General features: G+C 57.3%; 12 protein-coding genes. 8 read left to right on the top strand and 4 right to left on the bottom strand.

Translation table 11 applies throughout. From position 1 onward, the window contains the following. The 8 genes from ruvX (at window position 1) to VEI50_11935 (ending at window position 7,388) form a co-directional block, all read left to right on the top strand. Entirely contained in the window at window positions 1–564 is a 564-nt protein-coding gene (gene ruvX / locus VEI50_11900; protein HXX75826.1) for a Holliday junction resolvase RuvX, read from the top strand. Next, entirely contained in the window at window positions 479–1,513 is a 1,035-nt protein-coding gene (gene mltG, locus VEI50_11905) for an endolytic transglycosylase MltG (GenBank protein ID HXX75827.1), read from the top strand. Before ruvX ends, mltG begins: the two co-directional genes overlap by 86 nt. Window positions 1,514–1,579: 66 nt before the next feature. Further along, on the top strand, window positions 1,580–2,260 hold the full coding sequence (gene deoC / locus VEI50_11910; protein ID HXX75828.1) for a deoxyribose-phosphate aldolase: 681 nt from the start codon (window positions 1,580–1,582) through the stop codon (window positions 2,258–2,260). A gap of 24 nt (window positions 2,261–2,284) precedes the next feature. Then, complete coding sequence (locus VEI50_11915; protein HXX75829.1) at window positions 2,285–2,587, top strand: PilZ domain-containing protein; 303 nt, start codon at window positions 2,285–2,287, stop codon at window positions 2,585–2,587. A gap of 90 nt (window positions 2,588–2,677) precedes the next feature. Next, on the top strand, window positions 2,678–3,835 hold the full coding sequence (locus VEI50_11920; GenBank protein HXX75830.1) for a phosphopentomutase: 1,158 nt from the start codon (window positions 2,678–2,680) through the stop codon (window positions 3,833–3,835). An 11-nt stretch (window positions 3,836–3,846) separates the two neighbouring features. Then, the gene (locus VEI50_11925; protein HXX75831.1) at window positions 3,847–4,308 is read left to right on the top strand and encodes a RidA family protein; all 462 of its coding nucleotides are present in this window, start codon (window positions 3,847–3,849) and stop codon (window positions 4,306–4,308) included. Between the two features lie 194 nt (window positions 4,309–4,502). Further along, window positions 4,503–6,179, top strand: a complete 1,677-nt coding sequence (locus VEI50_11930) for an IPT/TIG domain-containing protein (GenBank protein ID HXX75832.1) — start codon at window positions 4,503–4,505, stop codon at window positions 6,177–6,179. Between the two features lie 213 nt (window positions 6,180–6,392). After that, window positions 6,393–7,388 carry a YCF48-related protein gene (locus VEI50_11935; GenBank protein HXX75833.1) on the top strand — a complete coding sequence of 332 codons (996 nt, stop codon included), beginning with the start codon at window positions 6,393–6,395 and terminating at the stop codon, window positions 7,386–7,388. Window positions 7,389–7,397: 9 nt separating this feature from the next. Here VEI50_11935 and VEI50_11940 read toward each other — a convergent pair whose 3' ends face one another. From VEI50_11940 to grpE, 4 genes are read right to left on the bottom strand one after another with little or no spacing between them, the layout of a single operon-like run. Beyond that, a complete protein-coding gene (locus VEI50_11940; GenBank protein HXX75834.1) occupies window positions 7,398–8,138 on the bottom strand; it encodes a 16S rRNA (uracil(1498)-N(3))-methyltransferase in 741 nt (246 codons plus the stop codon). Between the two features lie 42 nt (window positions 8,139–8,180). Next, window positions 8,181–9,368, bottom strand: a complete 1,188-nt coding sequence (gene dnaJ, locus VEI50_11945) for a molecular chaperone DnaJ (GenBank protein ID HXX75835.1) — start codon at window positions 9,366–9,368, stop codon at window positions 8,181–8,183. A gap of 15 nt (window positions 9,369–9,383) precedes the next feature. Then, a complete protein-coding gene (gene dnaK / locus VEI50_11950; GenBank protein ID HXX75836.1) occupies window positions 9,384–11,303 on the bottom strand; it encodes a molecular chaperone DnaK in 1,920 nt (639 codons plus the stop codon). A gap of 24 nt (window positions 11,304–11,327) precedes the next feature. Next, window positions 11,328–11,951, bottom strand: a complete 624-nt coding sequence (gene grpE / locus VEI50_11955) for a nucleotide exchange factor GrpE (GenBank protein HXX75837.1) — start codon at window positions 11,949–11,951, stop codon at window positions 11,328–11,330. Window positions 11,952–12,010 lie beyond the last annotated feature (59 nt).

Genomic DNA, 12,010 nt, shown 5'->3' on the forward strand with positions numbered 1-12,010 from the left:
ATGGTGAGCCGCATTCTCGCACTGGACTATGGAACGAAGCGGATCGGTGTTGCTCTGAGCGACGAACTTGGGTGGACGGCACAGCCGCTTGAGACGTTCGAGCGGCGGACGCTGGATCGCGATATCGCCCACATTGCCTCTTTGGTGAAATCCCACGAGGTAGGAAAGGTGGTGTTGGGTCTGCCATTGCAATTGGATGGCCGCGAAGGTCCTGCGGTTCAGGCCATGCGCGAGTTCGCAGCAAGACTAGAGGAGGGAATTTCCGTTCCAATTGTCCGCTGGGATGAGCGGATGACGACGAAGGCGGCGGAGGACCTTCTGATCGCTGCGGACGTCAGCAGGAAAAAACGGAAGGGGACGGTCGATCGTGTGGCGGCCGCGATTCTACTCCAAAGTTATTTGGCCAGCCTCGACTCAACTGCAATGAAGGAGGCCTGGACGGAGAATGATGCAGATTCGGCGCCCCTAGAGACATCCGATGAAACTCAAGGTCATTCTAGTTCTTCTGCTCGTCGCGGTCATCGCTCTCGGCATGGCCGCATATCAGGCGATTCGGTGGGCTGAAGGGCCTGCCGTTTCTCCGCAAGAACATCCTCCCTCAAAGATCGTCGTCATTCCGGACGGTGCGACGTTCCAACAAGTCGCGGCATTGCTTGAGCGGGAACGTCTGATCAAAAGCCGGTCGGCGTTCGTCCTGTTCGGTAAGTCGCATTCCGCGGATCGGAAAATTCATGCCGGCGAATATGAATTGAATGCCGGCATGGTTCCGGCGGAAATTCTTTCCAAGCTCCTGCTCGGCCAGGTGGTGCTCCATCCGCTCACGATTCCCGAAGGGTTGACGGTCTCTCAAATCGCCGATGTCATGGCGCAACGCGGTATCTCGAACCGTGAAGAGTTCATGCACGCCGCGAACGACAAGGCGCTCATTGCGTCGCTCGGCGTGAAGGCGGACACGCTGGAAGGATATCTGTACCCTGATACCTATAAGTTTCCCCGTGAGGTGAAGCCGAAAGAGATTGTCGTCGCAATGGTTGACCACCTTCGCCAGGTGTTCGGTGCGGATCTCCACGCGCGCGCGCAGGAAGTGAGGATGACGCTGCACGAGGTGCTGACGCTGGCTTCTCTGATCGAGAAAGAAACCGGTTCTGGCAACGAACGTCCCGAGATCTCGGCGGTCTTTCACAATCGCTTGAAGAAGCGCATTCCCCTTCAAAGCGACCCGACGGTGATTTACGGCTTGCCGAACTTCGACGGAAATCTTCGGAAGAAGGATCTCTCCAATCCGAGCCCATACAACACATACCGCTGGGCCGGCTTGCCGCCGGGACCGATCGCGAATCCCGGGATTCAGGCGATTCGCGCGGCACTCTATCCCTCGACTTCACGCGCCCTCTATTTTGTTTCGCGCAATGACGGCACGCATCAATTCTCCGTAACGTTGGCGGAGCACAATGAGGCGGTGGAGAAGTATCAAAAACGGCCGTTCCGACGACCGACGCTTCCCCGGACATAACCAGACAGTGGCTTCTCGGGCGATTCTGCTTCATCTCTCCGAACAGTCCTGATATAAGAGATTTCCATGATGACCCATGAGTGGAATCTGCCTGCGCTGATCGATCACACCATACTCCGTCCCGACGCAACGAAACAGGATGTGCTGCGCCTGTGTGGCGAGGCGAAGCAGTTCGGCTTTCTCGTCGTATTTGTTCCGCCCTGTTATGTGGATGAAGCGGTGACGGCTGTCGCCGGATCGGGGATTCGCGTGGGGATCCCGATCGGATTTCCTTTAGGCGGACACACAACTCAGAGTAAGGTGGCTGAAGCCATCGAAGCCGTCGCGCGCGGCGCCGGGATTCTGGACATGGTCATCAACGTGAGTCGCCTGAAGTCGGGCGATCACGACTATGTACGACAAGACATTGCCGAGGTTGTGCGAGCGACGCCCACCGTGGAACACAAGGTGATATTGGAGACGTGCTATCTCACGGGTCAAGAGAAACGAACGGCTTGTCAGCTTGTCATCGAAGCCGGCGCGGAGTACGTCAAGACGTCGACCGGCTTTGCAGCGGGCGGCGCGACGGTCGAAGACGTGCGGCTCATGAAGCAGGCCGTGGCCGGTAAGGCGAAAGTGAAAGCGTCCGGTGGAATCAGAGATTGGAAGACGACACTGGCAATGCTCGAAGCGGGGGCAGATCGCATCGGGACGAGCACGAGTCTGAAGATTCTAGAGGAATGGGCGGCTATACGGCGAAAGGGGTAGACCATCTTTACGATACGGCAAGACATCCGGTTTGATGTCAAATGTCCCGTGGCCTGTGTGTTGGAGGAACAGGCTGTTCACGGGACGACGTTCAACCTGTCCCGAGGAGGCTGTGCCATCGAGTGCGGAATCATGGCCACAGAGGGGGAATCCGTGAGTCTCGAAATCACTGTGCCCGGGCAGCCGACACCCATTTTTGTCGAGCTGGGAAGAATCTCTTGGGCGACCAGACGTGAATTCGGCGTTGAATTCAAGGTTGTGCCCGGAGACTCGAAGCAACGACTGGATGCATTTCTTATTGATGTGGCGAAGCGGAGTGCCTCGTAATACTCGATTGCGAGCTGACATCACGGCCTGCTCTGAGTTGGTGTGCGGTTTCAGTGTTGATCCGGTCACCGGTTCGATGGAAATGAGTCCATGATGAATCGTGTCATTCTTATCGTGATCGACGGGTTCGGAATCGGGGCGATGCCGGACGCAGCCGAGTACGGCGATGAGGGCACCAACACGCTCGTGCATCTCGCCGAGGCCACAGGCAGCCTGCATCTTCCAACGATGGAGGCGCTAGGGCTCGGCCATATTACCGCGATCCCAGGTGTGCAGGTGATGGCTCAGCCGGAAGGTTGTTTCGGTCGGCTCGGTTTTCTTTCCAGCGATGTCGATTCGTTGGGAGGACATTGGGAGCTGAACGGCTACATGCATGCCGTTGCCAGTCACACATACCCGAAGGGATTTCCCCATTCACTCATCGCCGTCCTGGAACAGGTTAGCGGCCGGAAGCTGCTGGGAAATCGTGTGGCCTCGCCCGGGGAAGTGCTTCAGGACTATGGTCAGGATCATCTCGCGTCGGGTTCGCCGATCGTCTGGACCGACGGTCGGCGAACCTGTCACCTTGCCGCTCATGAAACTGTGATGCGTCCCGACGCATTGCGTCAACTCTGCCGCGAGGCGAGGAAACTTCTTAGAGAGCCTTGGGGCATCATGCGAGTGGTTGCCCACCCACTCACTGGAGAGAAAGGACAAGTTCGGTTCAGCCATCAACGGAGGGATTTTGTGATCGAGCCGTCCGGCACGACGATGCTTGATGTGCTCAATCGGGCTGGACAAATCCTGACCGGCGTCGGCAAGGCCGGTGATCTCTTCAACGGCCGCGGGCTGACGCGTACGATTCCGCAATCTCACTGGGCGACGCTTTTCGAGGACGTCAAGGGGATGTTGAAAAATGTCCCTCGCGGCTTGATTTATGTCGGACTGGATGTGCTCGAATCCGATGACGTCGGGTCGGCCGGGGCGCTGCACGATTTTGATCGACAGCTTCCCTCTCTGCTTGAGCAACTGCGGCCCGGGGACTTGTTCGTCGTGACCGGCGACCATGGGCGCGATCCGAAGAAGGTCCATCAGGGTGCTACGCGGGAATACGTGCCGCTCCTGATGAGTGGTCCGAAGCTCGTTCAAGGGGTGAATCTTGGCACCAGGTCGACCGCCGCGGATCTCGGTCAAACCATCGTGGAGGCGCTGCGTGGCGAACCGTTGGCGGAGGGGGACAGTTTTCTGGATGCCTTGCGACCGGGATAAGGTTCAGAACAATGATATCGTATGAAGCCAAACTCAAGACGCTTGGTCTGCAGCTGCCTTCTCCGCCCCAACCGGTCGCAACCTATGTTCCCGCCGTTCGAGCCGGTGATCTCCTGTTCTTGTCCGGCGTTTTGCCGATGCGGGAGGGTCAACTGGTATTTTCAGGAAAACTGGGACGGGATCTGACAGTGGAAGAAGGGATGGAGGCGGCCAAACTCTGCGTGCTGAACGCCCTCGCTATCGCGAAGCAGGAGCTGGGAAGTCTTGATCGCATCAACCGTATCGTCAAGGTCGTCGGTCATGTCGCCTCCGAAGAAGGGTTTGTCCAGCAACCACAGGTGGTGAACGGAGCGTCGGATCTCTTAGTGGCGGTCTTCGGTGAGGCCGGACGTCATGCGCGAGTAGCGGTTGGGGCGGCGGAGTTACCTCGACGTGCCCCCGTCGAGATCGAAGTCATTCTTTCCATTACGTGATCCAAACACTCGCCTGCCTGCGGATGCTCAGCCGATGTGGTGTGGTCGGCTTGACACCTGAAAAAACCGCTTGTTATAGTCCGAACGTCCCTCGGTTCACGTTATACCCCCGTTTTGCCCTTCCTCAATCCGGTGCGTGGGGTTCTCGTGCCACGCCAGGGTCATTATTCTCGATGATTTTCATGAGCACAACCATGAAGGCTCTCCTCGGTCTGATGAGTGCTGTTATTCTCTGGGGGAGCATGACCTGCGCAGCGGTGGCTGCCACCTCGACGGCAATCCAGTTGACGCCGGCGGCGGCAACGCCTGGGGCCACTGTGTCGATCGGCGGAAAGGGGTTCGGATCGTTTCGCTCCGTGCAGTTCAATCGTGTGATCTTCGCTGGTGTGCCGGCACTGATTCAACGATGGGAGCCCGATCTGATCGAAGTCAAAGTTCCCTTTCAGGCGCAGTCCGGTCGCGTCGAAATCCACATTGGAAAGAAGACATTAGTGGCCGGGACCTTTTCTCTCGTTCGGCCGATGATCACGGCCGTCACTCCTTCCGCAATTGAGCCAGGCCATCAGATCGAGATTACCGGTGAACACTTCGGAATAACGGCTGGGGCTCGCGATCCTAACACGATGTTCGGAGTCAACGACGTGGTCATTGGCGGAGTCGTCGTCAGACCTCGCCGATGGAAAGATGAAAAGATCGAAGTCGAAGTGCCGGCCAACGCCAAATCCGGCGATGTCCTGGTGCGGTTGGCCTCGTCGGACCCGCTTCCGGACGGATCGTGTTGTGCGCCGGTCCGGTACGTACTCAGCAATACCATGCCGATCACCGTCGTTCCCACCGTACGGATGGATCCGCTCCAGGGCCCGACCGGCACGAAGGTGGTGTTGTTCGGTGAGGGGTTTGGCGTTTCCAGAGACGCCGCCGATGGTGTCCGCTTCGGCGGGCGTCCCGCTTCCGTGGCTCAGTGGTCCGACAACACGATCGTCGTCCATGTGCCGTCCGACGCGGAAACCGGACCGGTAATCCTCACGACTCACGGGCAGGATCGAACCGTTGGCACGTTTACCGTTCAGGTTCCCAAGGCGACGGGAGTCTCTCCGGCCGGTGCCCCTATCGGAACATTACTCAGAATTAGCGGTGAGCATTTTGGGTCGTATTCTGAAAGCGGGTCCACGCCGTTCAATTTCATGGACTTCGATACAGGGGACAATCGTGTGGAAATCGGCGGGGTCCCGGCGGTGATCTACCGGTGGCACGATGATCGAATCGATGTGTGGGTTCCTTTCAGCGCGAAAAGCGGGCCTGTTGTGGTGACCAGAGGAAGTGCCAAACCCAAACCGGACGGAACCTGTTGCGAAGAGAAAGCGCTTGTGTCGACGGAAGCGGGAACCTTCACCGTCGTGACGCCGAAAATCGACTCGTATAGCCCTCATTCAGCGGGCCTCGATGAGGTGGTGACGATCCACGGAAGCGGATTTGGGAACTTTCTTAAAACCACCGAGGCCAGCAAGATGGGCATGACCAAGGACATCTACAAAAGGAATAGTCCGACTCTAGAAGAGAATGTATCACGGACGGAAGTCCTGTTCAGTAATGTCGCGGCGGTCGTGATTTCATGGACCGATACCGAGATCAAAGTTCGCGTTCCCCGTCGTCATCTCTTCGGGATCGGCAAGCCGGGTGAGTTCAATCCCGATCTTTCAACCGGCCCCCTCGTCGTACGCCGCGGCTCGTGGGACATTCTGCCCGATGGAACCTGCTGTACGCCGAAGAAATGGCTGACGATGGAAGCCGGCACCTTTACCATTGAAGCAAAGGGTTTCCCCGACCAAAGTTTTTTCCAGGTCAGACCGGAAGGCAGCACCAACGACTAGCCCGCATTATTCATGAGCGCTTCTACTGCAACTGCCGATACGCAGCTGCGGCAACTCGCATGCTGCCTTGCGGCATACCAGCGGGCGGGCTCGCCCCTCACGACTTCAACGTACTGTTGCAAGCACGCCTCGGTCTCTCGGGGCTCCGCACGCCCGTCTCGCTTGGCGTCTCGGCGGTTTCGTCACGAACCGTCATGAATAATGCGGGATAGCATGAATGGTTGGGGCCGAAAGTTTTCCGTAGTTGCGGGTCGCGTAAGTGCTGTCGTCTTTGCCTCAGTGATATCTATCCTGCCCGGGCATCCAGCGGGAGCCGGCGAATCTCCTCTTTCATTTACCGCACAAAAATCCGGAACCGAAGTCACGCTGATGAGTGTGCATTTTCGTAGTCTCAGCGTGGGTTGGGCCGTCGGATCCGGAGGAACCGTGCTCAAGACTCTCGATGGCGGCCAGAAATGGAAGAAGGTCTCGAGCGGGACCACAGCGCTATTAACGGGAATTCTATTTGTCGATGACAAACGAGGATGGCTGGTCGGCGCGAACGGCACGATCCGGCACAGTGTCAATGGTGGAGACACATGGGCGCCACAACCGATCGATACCCAGGTACCATTGTACGGCATCTCATTCATGTCTCCGACAGAGGGATGGGTGGTCGGCGGAAACGGGACGATCCTTCATACGACCGACGGGGGAGGCCATTGGATTGATCAGGCGAGCACGACGACCGCGGCCTTGTATGCGGTTCAGTTCGTCACGGAAAAGCGTGGAACGGCTGTGGGTGCTGTCGGCACGGTCCTCGCGACAGATGACGGAGGTGCGACATGGGTGGCGCAAGAAACGCAAGGCGCGGTCACCCTCTTCGATGTCTATTTCTCTGATCCTACGACAGGGTGGGTGGTCGGCAATGCTGGTGCGATGTTTCACACGACCGACGGAGGCGGCCGGTGGGTCGATCGAACGCTTCCCTGCGTGAGGAATTGCACAAAGCTGACGGATTTGCTGCGTGTCCGTTTCACTGATCCTCGGACCGGGTGGATCGTGGGCGAACGGGGCATGGTGTACCACACGGCGGATAGCGGCTTTACCTGGGTCGAACGGGAGAGTGTCGCAAAGGTTTCGCTCTTCGGACTTTCGTTCCCCGATGCGCTGCACGGTTGGGCAACCGGCGAGAAAGGCACCATCGTTCGCCTTTCGATCGGTCGGTAGGTCTCGTTCCTATCCTAATGCACCCAGTCTCGATTGGAGAATGCTGAGCGCGGCGAGTGCCGCCGTCTCTGCTCGGAGAATGCGTCCCCCTAGCGTGAGCGAGACGAATCCGAGGTCTTGAGCCAATCGCTGTTCCCCCGGTGTCCATCCCCCTTCCGGTCCAATCAGAAGAACGATCACGTGATGGGGCTCACGCGGAAGCGCGAGGGAAGCGAGAGAGCTGCCCTTGGACCGTTCCGACAGGATCCCTTTCATCGTTGCTCCTGACTGCCGATCGCAAAATCGCTCGAGCCCTGTCGGATCCAATACCGTCGGGATTGTCCATCGTTCCGATTGCTGTGCCGCCTCCAACACAATGCGACTCCATCTGGTCCGTTGACGTTCGACCCGTTCTGGGATTGGCTTTACGACGCTGTGATGAGTTTCGAGCGGAACAATCGTGTCAACACCGAGCTCAGTCGCTTTCTGCAACACCCAGTCCATCTTTTCACCCTTCAACAGGGCCTGGCCGAGCACGATCTGAGGGGTCGAGCGAGGCGGGGCCGTTTCCTGCTTGAGAACACGAGTATTGATTGCGCGAGGTGAAGTCTCCGTCACCTCCACGTGATATCTGCTGCCGTGATGATCCGTCAGTGTCAACGATTCACCCTGATGGAGTCGGAGACTCTCGCGCAAATGGTGCAGCAACGGACCGGATATGTGGATGGTCGGTAAAGTAATGGCCTCGGGCCCAATGAAGAACGTTGGCATGGCTGGCGGTGGCTGTCCGTGAGAGACGACGAAGGAAGACGACTATTCGAAGAACGTTTTCATATTGTCGAAGAACCCGTCCCCCTCGGCATCCATCGACATGCCGCTTTCTTTAGCAAACTCCGTGAGTAATTCCTTCTGGCGTGCGGTCATCTTCGTGGGGATCTGCACCTTGATGATGAACTGCTGATCGCCAGTGCTATGCCCTTTGAGACTGGGGACGCCGAGTCCTTTGAGGCGGAGAATCTTGTCGTGTTGTGTGCCGGGAGGAATCTTGATCACGGTATTGCCCTTGAGCGTAGGAACATCGACTTTGCCGCCCATCACAGCGGTCACAAAGTGGACGGGGACTTCGCAGACGATGTCGTGGCCTTTTCGCTGAAACACGGGATGCGGTTTGACGGTGATCGCGACGTAGAGGTCACCGGAAGGGCCATTGTTGACGCCGGATTCGCCTTCGTTTGCGAGACGTAGCCGCATGCCCGATTCGATTCCGGCCGGAATGTGAACTGCGATGGTGCGTTCGCGGTAGGTCTGTTGCCGCCCTTGGCAGGCAGAACAAGGCTCCGTCACGATCCGTCCAGATCCTTCGCATTGTCCACACGGACGGCTGATACTGAAGAAACCCTGCTGGAGACGGATCTGCCCCGCGCCTTTGCAACTCGGACAGGTTTTAATGGCGGCAGCGGATTTGGCGCCGCTTCCCCGGCATTCGCCACAGGTTTCCCACCGAGGAATTTTAAGCTTGGCTTCCTTGCCGTAGACGGATTCCTCGAAGGTGAGTTCGAGGTTGTATTGGAGGTCGTTGCCCCGTTCCGCCCGACTGCTGCTGCGATGTCCCCCAAAAAAGTCGTCGAAGATATCGTTGAAAACGTCTCCGAATCCGCTCCCACCGAAGCCGCTGGAACCCTCAAAACCGGCTCCTTGTTGGGCACCGGCATGTCCGAACATGTCATATCGCCGCCGCTTCTCTTGATCGCTGAGTGTTTCGTAAGCTTCGTTGATCTCTTTGAACTTTTCTTCGGCGCGCTTCTTCTGTTGATCGCCGGTATGCAGATCAGGATGATGCTCGCGGGCCAGCTTGCGGTAGGCTTTCTTCAGCTCGTCTTCGGACGCAGTCCGATCGACGCCAAGGGTTTCGTAGTAATCGCGTTTGCTCACTGCTGTCACGGTGCTCAATGAAACGTGCAGAAAGACCGAGTCCCGTTCATCAACGAAACTCGGTCTCACCGCCCGTATTGTAGCTTACTTCTTGTCTTTGTCTACTTCTTCGAACTCTGCGTCGACGACCTTTTCGTCGGTCTTCGTTTCGCCGGCCCCGTTGCTATCTGCTGAGGAGGTGCCGGCCCCCGACGTCGCAGAGGCTTTCTTATACATCTCCTCAGCGAGTTTATGGGAGGCCGTCATCAGGGTCTGTGTCGCGGACTCGATGGCGGCGGTATCGGTGCCTTCCATCGCTTTCTTGAGCGCTGCGACCGCTTCTTGAATCTTCGTTTTCTCCTCGGCGGGCACCTTATCGCCATGTTCAGTCAGGTTTTTCTCCGTCTGATAGATCAGGTTGTCCGCCTGATTCTTGGCCTCCGCCGCTTTCCGGCGCTTCTTGTCGTCTTCAGTGTGCGACTGGGCGTCTTTGACGAGCTTCTCGACTTCTTCCTTGCTTAATCCGCTGGACGCGGTGATCTTGATTGACTGTTCCTTTTGCGTCGCCATGTCTTTCGCCGATACGTGCACGATGCCGTTCGCATCGATGTCGAAGGCGACTTCGATCTGTGGCATGCCGCGAGGAGCTGGCGGAATACCGACGAGATCAAACTGACCGAGCAGTTTGTTGTCGTTCGCCATTTCCCGTTCGCCCTGGAAGACACGGATCGTGACGGCCGTTTGATTGTCCGCCGCTGTCGAAAAGATCTGGCTCTTCTTGGTCGGCACAGTAGTGTTGCGCTCAATCAGCTTCGTGAAGACGCCGCCGAGCGTTTCGATGCCCAGGGAGAGGGGAGTGACGTCGAGCAGGAGGACGTCCTTCACATCACCCTTGAGCACGCCACCTTGGATCGCAGCCCCGATCGCCACCACTTCGTCCGGATTCACACCACGATGTGGCTCTTTGGAGAAAAACTCCTTTACGACTTGGATGACCTTTGGCATGCGGGTCATGCCGCCGACCAGCACTACTTCATTGATGTCACGGCCTGAGACCCCGGCGTCCCCCAAGGCCTTCCTGCAGGGCTCGACAGTGCGTTGGATCAAATCGTCAACCAACTGTTCCAGTTTGGCACGGGTGAGTTTCGTGACCATATGTTTCGGACCGCTGGCATCAGCCGTAATGAACGGAAGGTTGATCTCTGTTTCCTGCGAAGAGGACAACTCAATCTTGGCCCGTTCGGCTGATTCCTTCAGACGCTGGAGAGCCATTCGATCTTTACGGAGATCGATACCTTGATCCTTCCTGAATTCGTCGACCAACCAGTCCATGACGCGTAGGTCGAAGTCGTCACCGCCGAGATAGGTATCACCGTTTGTCGACTTCACCTCAAACACGCCTTCGCCGATTTCCAGGACCGAGATGTCGAATGTCCCGCCCCCCAGATCGTAGACGGAGATCCGCTCGTCCTTTTTCTTGTCGAGGCCGTAAGCCAAGGAAGCGGCGGTGGGCTCGTTGATGATCCGCAGGACGTTGAGACCGGCGATTTGACCCGCGTCTTTAGTCGCTTGGCGCTGGCTGTCGTCAAAATAGGCTGGAACGGTGACGACCGCTTCCGTGACTTTTTCGCCAAGATAATCCTCCGCCGTCTGCCGCATCTTCTGCAGAATCATCGCGGAAATCTCAGGCGGACTGTATCGTTTGCCACGTAACTCAACGTGCGCATCGCCATTGTCGGCTTCGACCACTTTATAGGGCAGACGTTTGATAGCTTCCTGTACCTCGCGGCTCTTGAACTTGCGACCCATCAGACGTTTGACGGAAAAGATGGTGTTTTCCGGATTGGTGATAGCCTGCCGCTTCGCGATTTGACCGACCAGACGTTCTCCTTTGTCCGTAATCGCGACAACGGACGGTGTCGTCCGGCTTCCTTCCGCATTTGCAATGACGACAGGATCTCCTCCGCTCATAATGGCGACGCAGGAGTTGGTCGTTCCCAGGTCGATGCCGATTACTTTCCCCATGTGTATGCTCCTTCCTCCATGCGATCAATTGCTCAAACTGTGACCTTCCGTACTCGTCGTCGTAGTCTCACCGTTCGTCGAATCCTGTCCCGTTCCCGTCGACACGCTGACCATGGCGGCCCGCAAGATGCGGTCATGGAGCCGGTAACCACGCTGGAACTCTTCCACCACATGGTTCTCGGCAATCTGAAGGGATGCCACTGACGTGACCGCGTGGTGCGCGGCGGGATCAAAAGGTTGACCAACGGTGGCAACAGGCTGAACCCCGAATTTCGTCAAGACTCCCATCAACTGTTTGAGGGTCAGGTCCACCCCCTGGACGAGACTTTCGCTCGTTCCGTTTTCCTTGGCGGCCTTCACAGCCCGCTCGAGATTGTCGACAACGAGTAAGAGCTCCTTGAGAATCTGTTCGTTGCTATATCGAATATGCTCACGCTGGTCCCGCTGGGCCAGTCGCTTGTAATTCTCGAACTCAGCAGCCAGACGGAGATACCGGTCATTCAGTCCCTGGCATTCCTCGGTTTTGGCAGTCAGAGCTTGCTGAAGTTCTGCCGCCTGAGTCGTCTCCTCGGCGCTGGCAGAGGCTGTCTCAGAAGGTCGGACTTCTAAGTTCTCGATTGTATTGATGTTCTTCTTTTCTTTTGACACGAAATGAACCCGTTGGACAGGCAGATAGCCACCTGACTCGGTATGTCAACAGGGCCTAG

Source organism: Nitrospiraceae bacterium, from assembly GCA_035623075.1.
Taxonomy (GTDB): Bacteria; Nitrospirota; Nitrospiria; order Nitrospirales; family Nitrospiraceae; genus DASPUC01.